General features: G+C 35.0%; 18 protein-coding genes. 10 read left to right on the plus strand and 8 right to left on the minus strand.

The features are described 5' to 3' along the window. From dnaA to LNP04_RS00020, 4 genes are all read left to right on the plus strand, one after another. A complete protein-coding gene (dnaA, locus tag LNP04_RS00005) occupies nucleotides 1–1455 on the plus strand; it encodes a chromosomal replication initiator protein DnaA (RefSeq protein WP_229984544.1) in 1455 nt (484 codons plus the stop codon). Nucleotides 1456–1555: 100 nt separating this feature from the next. Next, complete coding sequence (locus LNP04_RS00010) at nucleotides 1556–2026, plus strand: low molecular weight protein-tyrosine-phosphatase (RefSeq protein WP_229984545.1); 471 nt, start codon at nucleotides 1556–1558, stop codon at nucleotides 2024–2026. A gap of 44 nt (nucleotides 2027–2070) precedes the next feature. Beyond that, nucleotides 2071–2769 (plus strand): SAM-dependent methyltransferase, encoded by a 699-nt coding sequence (locus LNP04_RS00015; protein WP_229984546.1) that lies wholly within the window; start codon nucleotides 2071–2073, stop codon nucleotides 2767–2769. Nucleotides 2770–2954: 185 nt separating this feature from the next. Then, complete coding sequence (locus LNP04_RS00020) at nucleotides 2955–3332, plus strand: hypothetical protein (protein ID WP_229984547.1); 378 nt, start codon at nucleotides 2955–2957, stop codon at nucleotides 3330–3332. Nucleotides 3333–3399: 67 nt separating this feature from the next. On the opposite strand, the gene LNP04_RS00025 is transcribed toward LNP04_RS00020, so the two are convergent. After that, nucleotides 3400–4299, minus strand: a complete 900-nt coding sequence (locus tag LNP04_RS00025; protein WP_229984548.1) for a DUF4349 domain-containing protein — start codon at nucleotides 4297–4299, stop codon at nucleotides 3400–3402. 139 nt (nucleotides 4300–4438) lie between these two features. On the opposite strand from LNP04_RS00025, the gene LNP04_RS00030 reads away from it, so the two are divergent. Further along, nucleotides 4439–5506 (plus strand): DUF2891 domain-containing protein, encoded by a 1068-nt coding sequence (locus LNP04_RS00030; protein ID WP_229984549.1) that lies wholly within the window; start codon nucleotides 4439–4441, stop codon nucleotides 5504–5506. 150 nt (nucleotides 5507–5656) lie between these two features. Here the strand turns inward: LNP04_RS00030 and LNP04_RS00035 are convergent, their stop codons facing one another. Further along, nucleotides 5657–6130, minus strand: coding sequence for a DUF962 domain-containing protein (locus LNP04_RS00035; protein ID WP_229984550.1), 474 nt, complete (start codon nucleotides 6128–6130; stop codon nucleotides 5657–5659). Between the two features lie 70 nt (nucleotides 6131–6200). On the opposite strand from LNP04_RS00035, the gene LNP04_RS00040 reads away from it, so the two are divergent. The 4 genes from LNP04_RS00040 (at nucleotide 6201) to LNP04_RS00055 (ending at nucleotide 11645) form a co-directional block, all read left to right on the plus strand. Next, entirely contained in the window at nucleotides 6201–7046 is an 846-nt protein-coding gene (locus tag LNP04_RS00040) for an AraC family transcriptional regulator (protein WP_229984551.1), read from the plus strand. An 88-nt stretch (nucleotides 7047–7134) separates the two neighbouring features. Beyond that, nucleotides 7135–8445, plus strand: a complete 1311-nt coding sequence (locus tag LNP04_RS00045) for a TolC family protein (protein ID WP_229984552.1) — start codon at nucleotides 7135–7137, stop codon at nucleotides 8443–8445. A 292-nt stretch (nucleotides 8446–8737) separates the two neighbouring features. Beyond that, entirely contained in the window at nucleotides 8738–9877 is a 1140-nt protein-coding gene (locus LNP04_RS00050) for an HlyD family secretion protein (RefSeq protein WP_229984553.1), read from the plus strand. 178 nt (nucleotides 9878–10055) lie between these two features. Further along, nucleotides 10056–11645, plus strand: a complete 1590-nt coding sequence (locus tag LNP04_RS00055; RefSeq protein ID WP_229984554.1) for an MFS transporter — start codon at nucleotides 10056–10058, stop codon at nucleotides 11643–11645. A gap of 872 nt (nucleotides 11646–12517) precedes the next feature. Here the strand turns inward: LNP04_RS00055 and LNP04_RS00060 are convergent. From LNP04_RS00060 to LNP04_RS00070, 3 genes are all read right to left on the minus strand, one after another. After that, nucleotides 12518–13972 (minus strand): sigma 54-interacting transcriptional regulator, encoded by a 1455-nt coding sequence (locus LNP04_RS00060; protein WP_229984555.1) that lies wholly within the window; start codon nucleotides 13970–13972, stop codon nucleotides 12518–12520. A gap of 218 nt (nucleotides 13973–14190) precedes the next feature. Beyond that, nucleotides 14191–15333: a VWA domain-containing protein gene (locus LNP04_RS00065; RefSeq protein WP_229984556.1), complete on the minus strand. Its 1143-nt coding sequence runs from the start codon at nucleotides 15331–15333 to the stop codon at nucleotides 14191–14193. A gap of 97 nt (nucleotides 15334–15430) precedes the next feature. Continuing rightward, a complete protein-coding gene (locus tag LNP04_RS00070) occupies nucleotides 15431–15790 on the minus strand; it encodes a hypothetical protein (protein ID WP_229984557.1) in 360 nt (119 codons plus the stop codon). A gap of 144 nt (nucleotides 15791–15934) precedes the next feature. Between LNP04_RS00070 and LNP04_RS00075 the strand changes: the two genes are divergently transcribed. Beyond that, nucleotides 15935–16639 carry a bifunctional 2-polyprenyl-6-hydroxyphenol methylase/3-demethylubiquinol 3-O-methyltransferase UbiG gene (locus tag LNP04_RS00075; RefSeq protein WP_229984558.1) on the plus strand — a complete coding sequence of 235 codons (705 nt, stop codon included), beginning with the start codon at nucleotides 15935–15937 and terminating at the stop codon, nucleotides 16637–16639. A gap of 137 nt (nucleotides 16640–16776) precedes the next feature. On the opposite strand, the gene LNP04_RS00080 is transcribed toward LNP04_RS00075, so the two are convergent. The 3 genes from LNP04_RS00080 to LNP04_RS00090 all read right to left on the minus strand — a co-directional run bounded on the left by LNP04_RS00080 (nucleotide 16777) and on the right by LNP04_RS00090 (nucleotide 20860). After that, nucleotides 16777–17436, minus strand: a complete 660-nt coding sequence (locus LNP04_RS00080; RefSeq protein ID WP_229984559.1) for a hypothetical protein — start codon at nucleotides 17434–17436, stop codon at nucleotides 16777–16779. Between the two features lie 56 nt (nucleotides 17437–17492). Beyond that, the gene (gene metG, locus LNP04_RS00085) at nucleotides 17493–19526 is read right to left on the minus strand and encodes a methionine--tRNA ligase (protein ID WP_229984560.1); all 2034 of its coding nucleotides are present in this window, start codon (nucleotides 19524–19526) and stop codon (nucleotides 17493–17495) included. A 356-nt stretch (nucleotides 19527–19882) separates the two neighbouring features. Continuing rightward, the gene (locus LNP04_RS00090; RefSeq protein WP_229983271.1) at nucleotides 19883–20860 is read right to left on the minus strand and encodes an IS110 family transposase; all 978 of its coding nucleotides are present in this window, start codon (nucleotides 20858–20860) and stop codon (nucleotides 19883–19885) included. Nucleotides 20861–21142: the final 282 nt, after the last annotated feature.

Consider the following 21142-nt stretch of genomic DNA (forward strand, 5'->3'; position numbering starts at 1 on the left):
ATGGATGAAAATTTAATGATGATATGGCAGAAGTGCCTTCAGTTTATGCGAGATAATTTAAACGCGGCTGAAGATAATTCTGATCTTAAAAAACTCGAAAAATCCTTCGACTTACTGTTTGATAAAGTGCAGCCAATTTCATTGGTTGACAACAATTTGACGTTGATGGTTCCGAGTGATTTTTACAAAGAATATATTGAAGATAATTACTTATCGTTGCTTTCTGCTGCCCTGAAGAAAAACATCGGTAAAGGCGTTAAACTTTGGTATTCGGTAATGGAAAATAAGCCAAGCGGTTTAGAAAAGCCCGTTACGATGAATATGAAAGGCAAAACCGTTCCTACACCAAAAATGCAGGAAACAATGCCTCAGGGTTTTTCATCTAATATTGTTAATCCTTTCGTTGTTCCGGGAATTAAAAAAGTAAATATTGATTCTAACCTGAAAGCTGATTTTTCTTTCGATAATTATGTGGAAGGTGAGAGCAACAAGTTTGCTTCTACGGTTGCCAGATCTATAGCAAAAAGGCCTGGTTCTACGGCATTTAACCCACTATTTTTATACGGAGGTTATGGTGTTGGTAAAACCCACCTTGGTCAGGCGGTTGGTCTTGAAGTGAAAAGCCAGTTTCCGGATAAAGTGGTTCTTTATCTTTCTTCAGAAAAATTTATCCAGCAGTTTATTTCAGCTGCGAAAGCTCATAAACAGACGGAGTTTGCTAATTTTTACCAAATGGTAGATGTTCTGATTATCGATGATATTCAGTTCTTATCTGGTAAATCGGCAACACAGGACAGTTTCTTCCATATTTTTGATTATCTGCATCAAAACGGAAAGCAGATTATCCTGACTTCAGATAAAGCTCCTGTCGATATTATGGATATTCAGGACAGAATTGTTTCCCGTTTCAAATGGGGACTTTCTGCAGAGATCAAATCTCCCGATTTAGATACAAGAAGAAAAATTATCGTTGATAAACTAAGCAGAGACGGAATCGTTTTGGCAGATGATATGTTAGACTTCCTTGCTGCAGAAGCAAAAACCAACGTAAGAGAATTGATTGGTGTTATCAATTCAGTGATTGCTTATTCTACAATTTACAAATCAGATTTAAGTCTTGAATTATTAAAGGAAACCATCAATAAGATTGCTGCCAATCAGAAAAAGGTCATCAATATTCCTTACATTCAGGAAGTTGTATGTGAGTATTTCGGAATCAAAAGAGAGCAGCTTTTATCTAAAACAAGAAAAAGAGAAATCGCTTTACCAAGACAATTAGCGATGTATTTTGCTAAAGAATTTACCAATGCAACATTTACTAAAATTGGTGAAGAAATGGGAGGGAAAGACCACTCAACGGTGATGTACGCTTGCGATACGATAAAAGATGTTTCTAAAATTGATAAGGAAATTAAAAAATACGTAAAAGAATTGACAGAGAAAATCAAGCATTAATCTGTAATTTAAAATAATAGGAAAATGGAGAATAAATTTTGTTCTCCATTTTTTATTTAATTTTGTCAACTGAAAATATATAATTCTAAAATTTAGTTCAATGAAAATACTGATGGTTTGTTTAGGAAATATCTGCAGAAGTCCGCTTGCTGAAGGAATTTTAAGATCTAAACTTCCTGACAATTTTTTTGTTGATTCTGTAGGTACAATTTCAATGCATGAAGGAGAAACACCTGACAAAAGAGCCGTGAAAACCGCGGCCAATCACGGCATTGATATTTCAAGACAAAAATCCAGACCACTTCTTATATCAGATTTAGATAAATTTGATAAAATCTATTGTATGGATTTGAAGAATCTTGAAGATGTGATTTTTATGACTAAAAATGAAGAGCAACGTCAGAAAGTTCATCTGTTTTTAGAAGAAGCTGGAAATCATCAAAACTCAGAAGTTCCTGATCCTTACTGGGGCGACATCAATGATTTTGAAAATGTTTTTCAGTTATTGGATAATGCATGCAATAAAATTTCACATCAATTACAGCAACAGGTTATCACTAATAAGATATAGAATACATATTTTTTTCATTAAAATTCAACTCATAATTTACAACAATGCTTTTCTTAATTCCTGCCTATCTTTCAGAAAATACCCCAATCACTCATTTTTCACCAGTGATTAAAGATTATATCATGCAGACCGACTTTTTCTTTGTTGAAAATGAAAAAACTGCAAGAAAAGTGATCAAGTTTTTCGCTCCAGAGAAAAAGCAAGCAGATTTAAAGTTATTTCTTTTAGATAAATACACAGAAAATTCTGACATTAAAGAAGCTCAGGACAGAATGCTCAACGGTCAGGATTTCGGATTATTATCAGAAGCCGGACTTCCTTGTATCGCAGACCCTGGAAATCTGATTGTAAAATGGTGTCATGAGAAAAAAATCAGAGTGATTCCTATTTCTGGGCCTTCATCGATTATTTTAGCTTTAATTTCAAGCGGTTTTAACGGTCAGGAATTTACCTTTAACGGTTATCTTCCGATAGAAAAAGGCGAAAAGAAAAAGAGAATCCAATATCTGGAAAGTGAACTTCAAAAAACGGGTTATACCCAGATTTTCATGGAAACGCCTTACAGAAATAATGCGCTCTTCGATGATTTGTGTAAATTTCTTTCACCCAATACAAAGCTTTGCATTGCTGCAAACATTAATGATTCGGAGCATGAATTCATAAAAACTTTAAGCATTAAGGACTGGCAGAAACAAAAACCTGAATTACATAAAATTCCTGCGGTGTTCGTTTTAGGAAAATAAAATTGAATATTTATCTCTCGCAGATTTTGCTGATTACGCAGATTTATTTTTAAACATAATGTCATTCGTGGAATTCATTTGTGAAATTTATGTTTAAGAAATTCTTTATTTATTATTTAACAGCCATTAACAACTCTTTAGCATCATTCTTGTCTATACATACCTATAACATTAAAAAATATAATATGTCTGACAAAAAATTAGCAGGTCTTTGGATCGATACCCAAAAAGCTGTAGTCGTAAAAAATCATGATGCTCAAAATGCATTCAAATTTTTCTTATGCAGTCCGGTGAAAGCAATTATTCAACACGGAAACTCAAGTGAAAATGCAGGTAATAATGCTGAACAAACGAATAAAGTTAAATTTTTCAAGGAAGTTGAACATCTGCTTACAAATTCTGAAGAAGTATTGATTACAGGTCCTGGCACAATTCAGGAGGAATTGAAAAAGTATCTGCATGACACCGCTCAGTTTAAAGATTTAAAAATCACTTTAGAAACTTCGCAACAAATGTCTGATGAGCAGGTTTTAGAAACTGTAAAATCGCATTTTAATGCCTAGATAAATTATTTATTGCAATGAAACATCCGAATACCACAAGTATTCGGATGTTTTTTGTTTTATGATTTTATTTTTTAACTCTGTTTTTCCTCCACTTTTTCCAAACGAAAATGATTATTGGAATCAGTAATAAGAAAGGCCAAAAAGAAATAATTCCTAAAAAGAAAGCTATGAAACTATTCCAGCCTTCTGTAATAGAATCTCCAAAACGGCTTCCAAAACCTATTTTTGATGTTGCTGAACTTCTTACTTTTTCTTTATACAGCATTAATTCCAAGGTACTGTAGTTGACTCGGTCGTCGATAAAACGAAGTCGTCCTTCCGAAACATCAATCTCATCTTCCAGTTCCCGAATATTTTCCTGAATTTCCAACATGTCTTTTGTGGTTTTTGCACTTCGCAACATATCACGGTATTTTTCCAGATAAATCTTCTTGTTATCTAACTTGATGGAAACATCTGTGTACTCTTCTGTCACGTCATCAGAAGCAATATTTTTGGATAATACAGAACCAACGCCATTAGAAAAAGAATTGATTAAAGCATCAAAATTTTTATGCGGAACACGGATTGTGAAAAACTGTTTTTCAGCAATATCAGTATTATTAAAACGTTCAGTTTGGATGTATGCGTTATTGTTTTTTACAATTTCATTTACCTGTTGATGAGCTTTTTTTATATCCCCAACCTGAATTTCAAGATCACCATTTTTGATAATTTTCTTGGCAATACTATTATTTTGTGGTGCTGAGACATTTGGTGTTGTGTTTACGGCCTTTGCGGAAACTGAACTTATCGGAACTTCTTCTTTTGGTGGCGGAGGCGGAATCATCATATTCATTGACGCACCTGTTGCTTTGTCGTCTTCGATGATCTCAACTAAATCTGCTTTTACTTCATGTTGATTTTCAGATTTGTTACAATTAAAAAGGATCAAACAAAATAATGGTAAAATTATCTTTTTCATAAATGAATTTTTCAATGTGGTATCAAAAAACGTGCTTGAGGTTTTATTTGTTATAAATATCTCAAATATTTTAATTGGAATTAATTAATAATTCGCTGTAAGACTGTTACAGTTAAATTTTAATTAATATTTTTATAAAATGAAAAAAAGTCTTTTAGTATTTATCTTCTCTCCATTTTTAATTTTTGCTCAGGAATCTCCGAAATTAACGGATGAAATGGCTATAAAGCTCTCTGAAAAGCCATTGCACTGTATTAATCAGGAATATCCTAATAAAACAGCACACATTATCAATACTGCAAATGAAGTTCATCTAACACCAAAAGATCTTCATCCAAGCTTTTATGGATGTTTCGATTGGCATTCTTCTGTTCATGGACATTGGATGCTGGTTCGTTTGTTAAAGACCAAACCCAATTTATCCGTTGCTAAAGACATTGAAAATATTTTAGATAATTCATTTAAGAAGGAAAATCTTCAAGTGGAAGCAGATTATTTTACAAAATATCAGCTGACGACAACTTTCGAGCGAACGTATGGTTGGGCTTGGCTTCTCAAGTTAGACGAAGAACTCATGAGCTGGAATCATCCGAAAGCAAAGATCTGGCATGAGAATTTAAAACCTCTTACTGACAAAATTCTTGCTTCATGGAAAACGTATTTGCCTAAACAAACTTATCCAAACAGAACTGGAGTTCATCCTAACACAGCATTTGCAATGGTTTTTGCGTTGGACTGGGCAAGAGCTGCTAAGGATAAAGATTTTGAAAACCAATTGACTGAAAAAGCAAAATATTTCTATTTAAATAATACAAAAACTCCAGCATATCTTGAACCTGATGGTTCAGATTTTTTCTCGCCAAGCCTTGAAATTGCCGACTTAATGCGTAGAATTCTTCCCCAAAAAGAATTTGTAAAATGGCTGGATAACTTCTATGAAAAAAGAAGTTTGGAAAATATTGAGAAGATTCCTGTTGTGAGTGATCTGAGCGATTATCAAACTGTTCATCTTGTGGGCTTATCTTTCACAAAAGCATGGTGTATGAAAGGAATTGCTAAGACACTTCCTGATAATCATCCATTGAAAAAACAATTTCAGAAAACAGCAACCATCTTTTTGAACAATGGACTTCCATTATTATTCCAAGGAAATTATGGAGGAGATCATTGGTTGGCAAGTTTTGCAGTGTATGCTTTGGAAGATTAATTTGAATTTAAATTACTTTATACTGAAATTACTTTCTGAAAAATAGTATTTCATTGCTAAGTAGAACGCCATTGTATACCTTAAAAATATACAAAAAGCTTTTAACAAAAATCTTTGCTTAACCTTGCGTTTAAAAAACAAAATTTAAAATCAATATCTAATCCCCAACTTCTTCAAGACAAAACTCAACAACCAAATCGGTCCAATCAAAAGAAACTGTAGATCTTTCAAAAATGACGGCTTCTTACCCTCAATTTTATGTCCAACAAATTGTAAAATCCATGTAATTACAAAAACTGCGAGAAAAATCATCCACGATTTGTTTCCAAAATGAATATTGAAAGCATATGCCAAATGCTCCATCAAAAGCATTGCAAAAATCATAATAAAACCAATTAGAAGAGAAAGTCTGAGATAAAATAAAGTCACCAAAATAACAACAATCAAACTAACCAGACTGATACATCCAAAGTAAGGCGCACAAAAATGTGGGGAAGGAATCAAAGAAATAAATCCTAAAATCGTCCAAAAGATAAGCGGAACACAGATCCAGTGAATCAGCTTGTTGGTGGAATTTCTGTGGCTTTCGGCATATTCTGCGAAAAGTAAATCGATCTTTCTCATATTCTCAAATTTGGGTGTACTAAAATAATAAATTTTTGCAATCGAAAAAGAGATTGATTACATTTGTCTTATGTCCGCTTTAGAAAAATTCGGGGTTGAGATTTTTACGCAACATAATATCTTTGAAAGAATCTCCGCCGACAAACCTTTCCGTCCAGATAATCCTGCTTTTATCTTCATCAAAAGCGGTTCTATCAAACTGCGACAACATTTCAGCGACCTCGAATTGTCTGCGAATATGTTTATGGTGACTGACCCGCAGACGGTTTACGAATTGATTTCCGTGAGCGACGATTTTCAGTCGAGGATGGTTTCTTACAAACGCGAATTTATTTCCGCTTTGTCTTTGAAATTCAACAGGTTGATAACGTACCGCTATTTCCGTCAGCAGATGAATGTGGGCGTTCCTTTTCATCAGGATGATATGGATTTGGTTTGGAAAAGTGTTAATTTTTTGAAATATATTCTCGATTCTCAGACAGAAATGACGTATAAAAAGGAAATGGTGGAGCATCTTTTCTCGGTTTTCTGTTACCAAATGGCTGGAATTATATCCAGCGAGGACAGTAACTCGATGAATCAAATGTCGAGACAGGAAGAGATTGTTTTCATTTTTCTCAATGATTTGGCTTCTCATCATCATAATGACAGAACGGTGGAATTCTACGCCGAGAGACAGTCGATTACAACCAGACATCTTTCATCGGTTGTAAAAGCGATTACGGGAAAGTCGGCGAGTCAGATTATTGCTTTAATTGTAATCAATGAGGCAAAAGTTTTATTAAATTCTTCTAAAAAGCCTGTTTCAGAGATTTCTACAATCCTTGGATTCAGCGACCAATATTCATTTTCTCACTTTTTTAAGAAACATTTGGAGGTAAGTCCTTCTCAATACCGAAATCAGTTCGAAGGTTAAAATCCTACATTTGAACATCTTTTTCCAAATCTCAAACATTTGTTTGAGATTGCAGTCGTCGTAACTTTGCTTCGTAAAACAAGGTAAAATGACAAAGAACATAAAAACAGCACTATCGCTTGTAGTGACTATCTTTCCTGCGCTGTTTTTTTCACAAGAAATAAAACAGATGACAGCGAATGAAGTCGCCGAACTGGCACTTCAGAATCACTACCAGTTAAAAGTTTCTTCACAGAATATCAATATTGCTAAACAACAAACTGATATTACCAAACTTCAAAAACTTCCTACGATAACGGCTTCTACGACTCAATTTTATTTGGGAAACGTAGTGGCAATTGACAAAGATTTTTCCAATTCTACAACCATTGAGATGCCTCATTACGGAAGTACTTATGGCGTGCAGGCTACTCAACTTATTTTTAAAGGTGGATTGGTTAATAAATCTATCGAATTGGCGGGCCTTCGTGAACAGCTTTCTGAACTGGATTTAGAAAAGAATAAACAGGATGTGAAATTTTTGGTCATCTCTAATTATTTGGATGTTTATAAGATTATTAATCAACAATCAGTTTTTGAAAACAATAAAAAATTGGCTCAACAACGATTGAAGAACATCAACGATTTTTACAAACAGGGAATGCTGACGAGAAATGAAGTCATCCGTGCTGAATTAGCGATTAAAAATTTAGATCAGGGAATTCTAACGTTAGCTAACAACAGGAAAATCCTTAATTACAATTTAAATATTGCTTTGGGATTGCCTGCGGATACAGAAATTATTCCTGTTGAAAATTTAGGCAATAAAGAATCAGGAATTGGGATGGATTATTATTTAAATCTCGCTCATGACAGCAATCCGCAATTGAAATCTGCACAAACCAACATTGGTATTGCCGCTAAAAATATTGAGATTATTAAAACCGACAGAATGCCGACGCTTTCAGGTTTCGGTGGGTACAGTTTACAAAGACCTATTACCAATAGAAATCCTGTTTTGGATATGTACGCAAGCGGTTGGCAAGGTGGAATTTCTTTAAGCTACAACATTGATAATTTATATAAAACCAAAGAAAAAGTAAAGTTGGGCGAACTGCAGAAAACGCAGGCTAATGACGCTTTGACTTTGACACAGCAGAATATTGATATGAATGTGAATGCTTCTTACGTGAAATATCAGGAAGCAATTCAACAAGCAGATATTTTAAATGATGCGAAAAGATTAGCCGAAGAAAATTATAAAATCACCGAAGCAAAATACCTGAATCAATTGGCTGTGCAGGCTGAAATGATTGATGCGCAAAATCAGAAACTTCAATCTGAACTGGACTTTGCGAATGCGGAAATCAATGTGCTATATCAATATTACAATTTATTGAAATCTACTGGGACGCTGTAATAATTGAAACATTTTAAACGTACTAATGTTTTTTAACGCAAAGTTTTAAGATGGTTGAAAATAGCTTTAAGTGCGCAAAGATGAATCAACAAGTTGATTTTATTAAGCTGATGCATAAGCTTTGCGCAGCAAATTTATTTGCCTTTGCACACTAAAAATAAAAAGTATCAAACATTAAATCTTTGCGTGTAAAAATAAAACAAAAAATCTTTTATAAGTAAAACACCAAAAAGACATTAATAATAAAAAACTCTAAGAATTTCGTGTTCAAAAAAGATATAAAACAAAAACAATGGAAAATAAGGAACAAAATACTCAAGATACACAACCGCAACCAGCAGTAAAACCTGTGATTTCAAGTGCTGAAGCTAAGAAAAAACAAAACAGAAAGAATAAAATCAGAGCCATCATTTCAAACATCATCGTTTTTGCATTGATTGGTTTCGGATTATTCTGGCTGATTCGTCAATACTTTCACATCGGCGACAAAACCTATACGGAAGCAGCTCAGGTGGAAGAATTCATCAATCCAATCAACACCAGAGTTTCGGCTTACATTAAAGAAATAAAATTCATCGAACACCAACAAGTGAAGAAAGGGGATACATTAGCCATTTTGGATGACCGTGAAATCATTACCCAATTAGGGCAAGCGGAAGCAGCGTATCAAAATGCTTTGGCTCAGCGTTCGGCTACAGGTTCTTCAATAAATACAGTTTCCAACAACGTCAGTGTGATGGAATCTAACATCGCCGGAGCAAAAGCAAGATTATGGAATGCCGAACAGAATTTAGGCAGATACAAAAACCTTTTGGCAGCAGAAGCAGTTACGAGACAGCAGTTTGACCAAGCCAAAACTGAATATGATGCGCAGAAAGCAGCCTACGAAACTTTGGTCAATCAGAAGAAATCTGCCAACCTTTCGACAACCGAAGTGAAAAGCAAATTAGGAATTAACGATGCTGAAATCAAAAGAACAAAAGCCGCTTTGGATATGGCTAAAATCAATCTTTCGTACACCGTAATTACAGCGCCTTACGACGGTGTGATGGGAAGAAGAACGATTTCTGAAGGACAGTTAATTCAGCCCGGACAACAAGTTGCGACCATCGTTTTAAACAATCAAAAATGGGTCACAGCCAACTTCTTGGAAAGTCAAATGCCGAATATTAAAATTGGTGAAAAGTTAATGATGACAGCCGATGCTTTAGGTGGAAAACAGTTTGAAGGTGTGGTAACCGCCGTTTCTGCAGCAACAGGTTCAAGATATTCTAGTGTTCCAACAGATAACTCAACTGGTAACTTCATCAAAGTGCAACAGAGAATTCCCGTAAGAATCGAGTTCACAGATTCCAACAAAAAAGAAGATGTGGCAAAACTGAGTGCGGGGATGAATATGAATGTTTCTATTAAAGAGCCAAGTGAAAAGTAAAAAGAACCAGGTAAAAAGTACTGTGGTCCAAGTAAAACGACTTTTTTTAAAGAGAAAGTTTTAATAATCAATAATTATATTATTAAACACTTCCAAAACCTTGGCTCTTTTGCCTTTTTACTTTGCTCTTTAAATTTCCAGCACCCATCTTCCAACTTCCAGCCAAAAAATAAAAATTATGTACAACAAAGGTCTTTTCAGCGATTGGGTTCCGAAACCCGTACAGCTTCTGATGATGGTTTTACTGCTTATCGTGGTCATGCCGTTGGGAGGTGTCTACACCGGAAACATCAGTTTTATCGTGGGCGGAACCGGCGTGATGCAGGAATATTTCCTATGGGCAAACTATGCCACCACCATTGGGATGGGAGCATGTATGCCTGTGGTTTTAAGAATGAAAATGCGTTTCAAAGTCCGTGATAAATTGGTGATGTTATTGGTGCTTCTCGGTGCATTAAGTTATATCAACGCAACCACTTTCGAACCGATGGTTATTGTAATGACCTCTCTGGTTATCGGATTTTTAAAAATGATGATTACCATCGAATTATTCCTTCCGTTAATGGCAATGCTGGGCGGACGTGGAATTTTTTACGGCGTTTTCTACACATTTGTTTTGATATTAAATCAGGTATCAGCGTATTATGCCGTGGAAGTTTCAATACAATATAACTTTCAGCAGTTCTTTATTTTGGCTGCGGTGTTGTGTTTCGTTCTGGCATTGTTGTGTTGGGTATTGATGCACGATAAATATTTTGCTTTAAAAGTTCCGTTGCACTACATCGATTGGCTCAGCATTATTCTTTTTGTATCAACGTTTATGTTTTCCGCATATGTATTTTCGTTTGGGAAACAGCAGGATTGGCTAAATTCAAAAAATATTATCAACGCAAGTATCGCAGCATTTGTGAGTTTTGCCTTATTGGCCATCCGTCAGATGACTTTAAAAAGACCTTATATTTCCTTTCATATTTTCACAAAAAGTAATGTGCTGAACGGACTGTTTATGCTGTTGTTGCTCGGAATGTTTTTAGGAACAACGTCGATTCAAAACATCTATTCAGTCGGAGTTTTGGGCTACGACCAACTAACCAATGCCAATCTCAATCTAATGATGATCCCCGGATTACTTTTAGCCGGAATCATCGCTGTATTCTGGTTTAAAAAAGAAAGACCGCTTAAAATGTTCATCTTTTCGGGCTTCTCAGCAATGACGGCTTATGCAATCATTATGTATTTTTCGATGGTACTCGAATTCAACTACGAAAGCTGGTACCTGCCGATGTTTCTGAAAGGCTACGGAATGTGTTCACTCTTCATTTCGGTTTGGTATTATACTTTAGACAAACTCGAACTCAACGAAATGCTGGCGGCCATAGGATTGGTTTTGGTATGGCGAACCTTCCTTGCGGTAGGATTTTTCTCAGCATTGTTTTCTTGGTTTCAATATCAGTTTCAAATCGTCAGTTTAGGAGATTTGGCAGTCTATATGGACGGGATGACCATCACGCCACAAACCGTTGCTACCAATATGAAAACCATTCAGCTCAATGCCATCATTTCCGCTAATAAAAAAATATTCGGCTACATCATTGTCGCCGGTTTCGGAGTAATGCTTTACGTGATTACCCATCATTTCGGAAAACGTACAGAATATTTAAGAGTCATAAGAATCCTCAACGGAAAATCGGTCATCGCCAGAAGAAGAGAGCGAGAAAGAAAAAAATTAGAAGAAGACATCAAAGGCGCAGCTGGTCCTGCTTTATAAAGAAACCTTGTTTTTACCCGTAAAGTCTCGTTTTGTTCTTAAAGCGGGGCTTTACTTTTAAGAAATTACTCATCGCCCATTACTTATTACTGATATTTTTTGGGAGCTCAATCCCGCTATCCACTATATCTTTTTTGGAATTGTCTCCTCTTCGTTCCGCCAATCCCAAAAAAGGATGCCGTTTCTATCGGGGCTAGGGAAGTGGTTTGTCCATTGGTATGGGTTTTGAAAAATTGACTATTGCCTATTCATTTTAAGACGTGCGTTTTGAAACCACCCCGTCAAAAATTCTTTCAGAATTTTCGCCACCTCTCCCTAGGAGGGGAATGGTCGTGTTAAGCTCTTTTGTCATTGTGGAGAAGGCCTATTCTAACTGCAATATCATCCTGTTTAATTATGCTTGAAATTTCAAACCTCATAGGTTTTCGAAACCTATGAGGTTTTTAGCAATGAAAACAAAAAAAATAAAAAAGATAAAGAGTTGATGAAAGCAAAAGATGAATAGCCTCAAAAGTAAGAAAAACCACTCGGAAAATGTCTCTGCACCCCTGCGACAAGCTTTCCCGGTTACCTCGAAAGTTTCTCGCACCCCTGCAACGAACTTTCCGGAAGAAGGGAAAGCCTGTCGCACCCTAGTAATGAACTTTCCGGAAAGCGGGAAATCTTGTCGCACCCTTGCAATGACGTTTCTCATCATAAGTGATACCGATCTTAAAAATCTATCGTTAGGATCAAAATTAAAATAAATAATATGATGAAAAGAAGTATTTTATGATAATCTGTACTTCTATTCGCAAAAAATATACTTGATATTATACAAAAATCCCCTGAAGAAAATTCAAGGGATTAATTATTTTAAAATGACATCTATTCTAATTCCTCAAATATTGCCCGATATCTGCAGAATCAAAAGTATAAGCATTAGAATTTTCAGATTTATCTAATTTCTTGCTGATGGTCAATGCCCATAAAACCAATTCTTTGCAGAAGTTTTTGTCTTCTGTGCTCAATTCTGAAGCGTTTTCTTCAATTACGGTTGTCAATGGAGCAATGCTGTTGAGCTTGCTGTAGAATTCCTCGTCAGTATCAGTATAATTAAGTTCCAAATGATTTTTATTAAACCATTTAATCAAATCAGTGTATGGAGTTTTGATGCCTTCTTTTTCAAGTTTAGAAATTCTTGGGAAAATGCTTTCAAACTGAATCATTACTGCTTTGTCGATTAATATTTTTGCGACATAATCTGCGCCTTCTTGCTCACCTTCGTACACCAATTCAATTTTCCCGGTTATTGACGGAATAATCGACATAAAATCCAATAAACGAACAATGGTTTTTGAGGCATCTGTTTCTATTAAACGAAGTTTAGCCGCTGCGACCAAATTTTCCATTGCACTGATCGTTAATCTTGCACTTACCCCACTTTTCGCATCTACATATTCGCTGTCACGAGCTGCGAAAGCGACTTCTTCCAAAAGATTTTTCGCTAAATCAGGAATTTGAATCTGCGCTCTATCTTCTGCAGAAACCTGCGCTTCCTGTTCGGTAATATGCTTTGCCAATTCAATTGTTTTAGGATAATGCGTGAAAATCTGCGACCCGATTCTGTCTTTCAAAGGCGTAACAATACTTCCACGGTTGGTGTAATCCTCTGGGTTTGCGGTAAACACAAACTGAATATCCAAAGGCATTCTCAACTGAAATCCACGAATCTGAATATCGCCTTCCTGCAAAATATTAAACAGAGAAACCTGAATTCTCGCCTGCAAATCGGGTAATTCATTCAACACAAAAATCGATCGGTTCGCTCTTGGGATCATTCCATAATGCAAAACACGTTCGTCCGAGTAAGGAAGTTTCAAAGTTGCTGCTTTTATCGGATCGATGTCACCTATCAAATCGGCAACATTCACATCCGGAGTTGCCAGTTTTTCAAAGAAACGGTTCGAACGGTGAACCCACGAAATCGGAGTTTCATCACCCAATTCTGCGATAAGATCTCTCGCAAATTTTGAAATCGGCTGAAACGGACTGTCATTGATTTCCGAACCTTTTACAATCGGCATGTATTCGTCCAAAAGATTGACCATGCTTCTTGCGATTCGGGTTTTTGCCTGTCCGCGCAACCCTAATAAATTGATGTGATGTCCCGCTAAAATTGCCTTTTTCAATTGCGGAACCACAGAATCTTCATAACCCCAAAGTCCTTCAAATACAGGTTCTTTCGCTTTAATTTTCGCAATCAAATTCGCCTGAATTTCCTGATTAATGGTTTTGTCTGTATATCCTGATTGTTTTAATTCTTTAAATGTTGTATCGTTTTTCATTTGTTTTAATGATGTAATTATTTCTATTAAATACGTACGCTTTGTTGGAAATTATTTTAACGCAAAGTCCACGAAGATTTTTTTTACTACTAACTGTCTTATTTTTTGTTCGCAAAGGCGTTTCACTCAGCAAAGATCACAATGTTTCTAAAGTCAAGTAATAGTATTTGATAGAGGTGAATCTTACTTTTAACCTTTTACTTTTGCCTTGGCTCTTCTTAAATCCTCTTAATCCTATTCTTCTCGTAATCCTCAAAAATCATCTGTCCCAAACCTGAAAGTCCTGTCAGGAAAGCTTTTCCTTTATTTTGGGCGGTAAAAGCATTCACAAACTGACGGAGATAAGGATCCTGGGCAATCATAAATGTGGTAATTGGAATTTTCAGTTTCCTTGCCTGAGCAGCTTTGTTGAGACATTCGGTTACGATTCTTTGGTCGAGTCCGACACTGTTCATGTAATATTCACCATTAGGCAATTTCAGACAGCTTGGTTTACCGTCGGTAATCATGAAAATCTGCTTGTTGGTATTTCTTTTTCGGCGAAGAATATCCATTGCCAGCTCCAATCCTGCAACCGTATTCGTGTGATACGGACCGACCTGCAAATAGGGAAGGTCTTTGATTTTAATTGGCCACGCTTCGTTTCCGAAGACAATGATGTCGATGGAATCTTTTGGATATTTTCGCTTTATGAGTTCCACCAAAGCCATCGCAACTTTTTTGGCTGGAGTGATTCTATCTTCTCCATATAAAATCATCGAGTGACTGATGTCGATCATCAAAACCGTGCTCATCTGCGCTTTGTGCTTGGTTTCTTCTACGATGAGGTCGTCTTCGGTCATTCGAAGGTCTGCAATTCCGTTGTTGATCTGGGCATTTTTCAGACTTTCTGTCATATTGACCGTTGATAAATCGTCTCCGTATTGGAAGTTTCGATTTTCGCCATCACGTTCGTCACCGACTCCGGATTTGTTGGTTCTGTGATTTCCGATGCCGCTTTTTTTAAGTTTTCCGAAAATTTGGTCTAAAGCATATTCACGCAAAGCTGCTTCAAGTTTGGCTGTGAGAATGTTTTTACCTTTTCCGGTTCCGGTATTTCCATCTTCGGAATCGTCTTCTTTTTTGATGTAACCTCGTTTTCTGAGGTCTTCTTCAAAGTCTTCAAGTGTATATTCGTCGGTGAAAATATCATATTCTTTATCGAGCATATCGAGCCACTCAAAAGCTTCCTCAATATCGCCCGAAGTGTGGGTCAGCAAGTCTTTGAACACATCAAAAACACGGTCAAAATGCGATATTTCTTCCGGAACGTGTTTGCTGAATGTAAAACCCTGTTGAAAATTAAATTGTTTATCTGTCATGAGATGAATCTCGTTTTTTAGAAAAGACAAGTTAGGGAATTTTTGTAGGAATGGAATGGGTTAAAAATAGAAAATGTGGATGATGGCGATACAAGAATTAGAATGAAGCTCGCGCCCGTCCGGATATATTCCCTCCAAAAGTAATTAATTCAAACATTTTTTTTACTGCGATATTAAGCTCATCCTGATTACACCAATATTCATCAATTTCGCCAATTGTTTTGTAGGTGGAAATATTAAAACCTTCTTCAATATCATTATACCAAATTACCTTAGTTCCACAGATTGCAACTACCCAAAAACCACCGCCCATATTTCCATAATCTTTTTCATTCCATTTTACAGGATCAATTTTTATTAATTCCCAAAAGTTCCAAAATTGTCCATTTAGATCAGTTTCAGTCTTTTGAATTTCATCAAATAATTCATTTAATGTAATAGGTGTCCATTTTTCCATTTATTTAAAATAAATATTGATGTTAAGAGATAATTTTATTACTAAAGTAAAGATAACTATTTCACATAAATGGTTACTAATTCGATGTTAAAAAAATAATACTTTGTTAATGAAACCTTTATCTTTGCTCCAATAAAATTCAGCATGAAAGACTTAATGGGACGCGCAATCTGGGATTATTTTAAAAACGAAAATCCTGAAGATCTGCAGACTGAAACTTCAATTTCCGAACTCGATGAACTTCCGGTGGACTATCTTTTCAGAGATTTTGAAGAGATGAATAAAATCGAAAAAAAAGCTTTGAAATTAGCTCAGGGAAAAGTTCTCGACATCGGAGCAGGAGCGGGTTCGCATTCACTTTATCTTCAGAATGAAAGGAATTTAGATGTTACCGCTTTAGATATTTCACCAAAGTCGATTGAAGTTTGCCAATTGAGAGGAATTCAGAAAACAGTTGCTCAGAATATGCTTGAATTTTCGGGTGAAACTTTTGACACGATTCTTCTTTTAATGAATGGAACGGGAATTTTCCAAAGCCTAAACGTGATTGATATTTACCTTCAAAAACTTCATTCGTTATTAAATAAAAACGGACAAATTCTTATTGACAGCACTGATATTTTGTATATGTTTGATGTTGATGAAGATGGCGGAGTTTTGATTCCGGCGAATGGATATTATGGTGAACTAGATTATGTGGTTCACTATAAAGGCGAGTCTGAAGACCCGATTAAATGGTTGTATCTTGATTTTAATACTTTGCAAAATGCGGCAGTAAATAATGGTTTTAAAATTGAAATGATTTTGCAGGATGAGGATTCTTATTTGGCAAAACTGACTAAAAAATAAAACCCATGTCATTGCGAGCATAGCGAAGCAATCTCCAATGCTTCTTTTAAACATTAAGGTCTATTAAGGATATAAGAAAATTTAAGTTTAACTTCGTTTTAAGTTCAGTTAAATGATTATCTACTATTCACAAAATTCTATTCTGAAAATCTCATTAAAAAATAACTTGAAAATAACCCGTAATAATTGTTGAAAATCAGAAATAACATGACAACTGCAAACAGAATAGGGAACAAGTAAGATTGGGATCTATACACGATTCTCTTGGGCATTGTAGTCACCCAAATTATAATCAAAATTATTGGACCTAAAATGATAGGAAATGTTTCTGGGCTGTATCTTGATGAAGTTACCAAATTATTTTCAACTAAAAAATTGTAAACATAATATTGTAACGGAAGATAAATCGTTCCAAACAGAAAAGTGAAAACAGCGGGAACGTATTTTTTTAATTTTAAGAAATTTAAACTTAATAAAACTGCTCCATAAAATGTTCCCAAAAAAAAGCTTGAAACCAAAATCAATGTTCTTGAATATAGTTTGACAGCGGATGGATCATTTGTGATATGATCTTTCCACTTTTCTGTTTCTTCGTGCTTTTTTGCTGCCTCAGTTTCTATTTTTTGCTGAATAATATTCTGAATGTTGGTTTTTTCTGATTCATTGAAAATCCGTCCCCTTTCTTCAAGGATTTCAAATGCCATCTGAACAGCTTCAGGAACGAAGCGGTTTTCGGGGGTTAAATAATTTTCCAGTTCCTTATTGGAGAGTTTACTTAAAACATTTCTTTTGACCATTATTCAGAAAAAATGGGCATCAGAAAATGCCCATTGATATATTTAAGATTTAGAAATTATCCTATCTCAATACCATTCTCCACCGTTTCATCCGGCGTCACAAAAGATAATTTCCCATCAGCTTTTGTAGTCAGTAACAACATTCCCTGAGATTCAATTCCTCTGATTTTTCTTGGAGCAAGATTCAATAAAATCATCACCTGCTTTCCGATTACTTCTTCAGCGGTAAAGCTTTCTGCAATTCCTGAAACTACTGTTCTAACGTCAACACCTGTATCAACGGTTAGTTTTAATAACTTATCAGCTTTTTCTACTTTTTCAGCAGTTAAAATTGTTGCTGTTCTTAAGTCGATTTTCGTGAAATCATCAAACTGTATTTCGTCTTTCATTGGGTTGGCGTTAGGGTTTGTTTTTTTATTGCTTTGTTTTGTATTTTCTAATTTTTGAATCTGAGCTTCGATAACACTATCCTCAATTTTAGTAAATAATAAGGGAGCATTTTCAATCTTATGCCCAGCTTCAATTTGAACTTCCGAGTTTTGGAAATCTTCCCAATTCTTTTTCTTAATATTGAAATAACCAAATAATTTCTCCGCTGAGAATGGCATAAACGGTTCACATAATTGTGCTACAACCGCTGCAATTTGAGCTCCAACAAACATAGTTTGTCCTGCTTCAACTGGGTTAGTTTTTATCGTATTCCAAGGTGCTGCATTTTGAAGATATTGATTACCATAATCAACAAGTTCCATAAATGAATTTAAAGCATTTCTGAATTCATATTTTTCCAGATGGTATCCCACCTTTTCTATTGCAGTTTTAATCGCTGTTTTGCTATTATCATCTAAAATCCCATTTGGAACTTTTCCTTCAAAATTATTATTGGTAAAAGTAATTACCCTATTAATAAAATTTCCGAATTTATTAACCAACTCAGAATTGTTCTTCGTCTGAAAATCTTTCCAAGTAAAGTTATTATCCTTTGTTTCAGGAGCTGATGAAAGCAATGCGTAACGCAAAACATCCTGCTGTCCAGGAAATTCTTCCACATATTCGTGTGCCCAAACTGCCCAGTTTCTTGAAGTTGAAATTTTATCGTTTTCAAGATTCAAAAATTCAAAAGCGGGAACGTTTTTCGGCATTTTGAAATCTCCGTGAGCCTTCATCATCGCAGGGAAAATAATACAGTGGAATACAATATTATCTTTTCCGATAAAATGAACTAAATCAGATTCTTCACTCTGCCAGTAATCTTTCCAGTCTTTTCCGTTTTTCTCAGCCCATTCTTTTGTGAAAGAAATATATCCAATCGGTGCATCAAACCAAACGTACAGCACTTTCCCGTCTGCATTAGGAAGTGGAACAGGAACGCCCCAATTTAAATCTCTGGTCATTGCACGAGGTTTTAAACCGTCAGTCAACCAAGATTTTACCTGTCCGTAAACATTGGGTTTCCAGTCGTCTTTGTGACCTTCGATAATCCATTCATTTAAGAAATCTTCATATTCATTTAAAGGTAAATACCAGTTTTTAGTCTCTTTTTTAATAGGAATGTTTCCGCTCAACATTGATTTTGGATTGATCAATTCTGAAGGAGAAAGGGTAGAACCACATCTCTCGCACTGATCTCCGTAAGCGTTTTCGTTGCCACAGTTCGGGCAAGTTCCTACGATGTAACGGTCAGCTAAGAATTCATTTGCCTGTTCGTCAAAATACTGCTCAGACATTTCTTCTGTGAACTTTCCTTTTTCGTAAAGCACTTTAAAAAAATCCTGACTTGTTTCTCGGTGGTTTTGTGAAGTTGTTCTCGAATATTCATCAAAGGAAATTCCCAAATCTGAGAACGATTTTTTGATGATCTCATGATATTTATCGACGATATCCTGTGGTGTAACTCCTTCTTTTTTAGCTCTTATGGTAATAGGAATTCCGTGCTCATCTGATCCACAGATAAAAGCAACATCTTTTCCCAATCTTCTCTGAAATCTAGCGTAAACATCTGCAGGAATGTAAACTCCCGCCAAATGCCCAATATGAACCGGTCCGTTTGCGTAAGGCAAAGCCGCCGTAATCATCTTTCTGTTTGACATTTATAGTATAGTTTTAAGTCTGCAAAGATAAAGATAATCTGCCAAAATTCCTGAATTAGCTTAGTGTATTGTCTTTAATATATTTTTAAATATACTTTATTTACAATTAAAGCCTTTGTATTTCTTTATTCAACGAAGTGGCTTTGTTTACCTTAAAATAATTTTTTTTAGAAAAAGACTTTATCTAACCTTACGATAATTTTAAAAACAAGGCAAAACAAAGAGAAATAAATGCAGTGAAAAATTTATGATGAACAAAGCCTTTTCACTTATTTTCGGGATACAAAGATTTATATAAGAGATAAAAATAATCTTTACTCATTGTGCATTTTAAAGTACTTTCGTCAGTTCGATTTCTATGACATAAGCAAATTATTTTTATACACAGAATTATTTTTTATCAAAGCATAAACTCTGTGTATGATTTTATTTCTAATTGCATTTAAGACAGACATTTTATTCTTTCCCTCTAAAACCTTTCTTTGAAAATATGAAGCGAGATCATTTTTCAATCTTATGGAGCTCAACGCAGCTAAATGTAAAATCTTTTTTAATTCCTTATCAGCCATCGTAGAGACTCGAGGTTTGTAATAGATTGATGAACCTGAGCGATGATCAAACGGAACTACCCCTGAATAACAAGCCATCTTTCTTGCCGATTGAATCTCTGTAAATCCATTAGTTTTAACAATTAGCATAGTAGCCAATACTTTTCCAACACCTGGGACAGTCTGTATTCTTTTATATTGATCCTTCAATTCTACATTCGATTCAATAATCTCTACCATCTTTTTCTCAACTGTTTTAATCTGCTTGTCTAAAAGTAAAATCAATTGTTTATTAAGTTTTATAATTTCCTTATCTGTATGATTTTTAAGAAAGCTTAAATCTTTCATCTGTCTTAATAAACCTGCTTTTATTTTTACTCTGTGTCTACGTTCTGCATTGAGTAAACTTATCTTTTGAATCTCTGAAGATTTAGCAATCCAAGGCTCTAAATCCATGTGGTTTTTCTCCAAAAAAATACAAATTCTCTGACTGTCGAGTTTATCATTCTTACCCCTTAAAAAACCGATGCTTTTCTTTAAATGAAGTGGATTTATAACAAAAACTAAAAGGTCCATATTACTTAGAACTTCGTAAAGTTCAAAATTATACCTTCCTGTATTTTCCATTCCTACAACGGTATCTGCAGTATTGGAGAAACTTTTGAAAAACTTTTTGATAGCTTTCGAATTATTCTCAATTTGATAATGCTGTGTTTTAGAACCTCCCTTAACGAAAACATCCAGAGTTAGTTTACTAATGTCAATTCCAATAAAAACTTTTTCCATAAATTTGTTTTGATTAATTGAAAGAGAAACTTATCATCATCTCAACTCCTTAATAATGGGCTCCAATCCCGAATTTCTATCTGAGTTTTTTGATAAGAAAGTGTTTAAGTCTTAATCGAACTATGAGTTTTGCTCGGAGTGATTATTAGTTTACTTAAACACTTGTCTCTTCTTAATAAAAGTATCAATTTTCTTTTTACAAATCTAAAGGAGTAGATTTTTGAAAAAAAATCGTATCGAGAAGTTTGTAATTTTGAAGATAAATCTATTCTCGATACATTT

The organism is Chryseobacterium sp. C-71, assembly GCF_020911865.1.
Taxonomy (GTDB): domain Bacteria; phylum Bacteroidota; class Bacteroidia; order Flavobacteriales; family Weeksellaceae; genus Chryseobacterium.